This is a genomic window from Microvirga antarctica, assembly GCF_017921815.1.
Classification (GTDB): domain Bacteria; phylum Pseudomonadota; class Alphaproteobacteria; order Rhizobiales; family Beijerinckiaceae; genus Microvirga; species Microvirga antarctica.
In genome coordinates, this window is record NZ_JAGEMM010000024.1 from 1 (window position 1) to 373 (window position 373).

The 373-nt window shown below is 53.6% G+C and carries 1 protein-coding gene; it reads right to left on the reverse strand.

What is annotated here, in order from left to right; all coding sequences use genetic code 11:
- On the reverse strand, positions 1-227 hold a 227-nt coding region (locus tag J4G32_RS20710; RefSeq protein WP_210497520.1), incomplete at its 3' end, for a 4Fe-4S cluster-binding domain-containing protein.
- Between the last annotated feature and the right edge of the window lie 146 nt (positions 228-373).

Here is a 373-nt window from a genome sequence, read left to right on the forward strand (position 1 = left end):
GGATCGCCGCCCGACAGCGAGATCCCCTGACGGTGAATGCGCGTGTCGTTCAGATCGGCAATGATCTTATCTTCCATCTCTTTGGTAAACGGCTGGCCGGAATTGAGCCGCCAGGTGCTTTTGTTGTAGCAGCCAGGGCATTCATGCACGCACCCTGACACAAACAGGGTGCAGCGGGTGCCGGGGCCGTTAACGATGTCTACGGGGTAGTATTGGTGAAAGTTCATGTTTCCTCGTTGCATTTGGCGCTGTAGCGGCGTTGGCCGCTCTTACTTACCCAGGTCACTTACTTATGTAAGCTCCCTGGGATTCGTTCGTTTGCCGCCTTGCTACAACACCAACTGCTTAGAGGAAACTCATGAAATTGGAACTA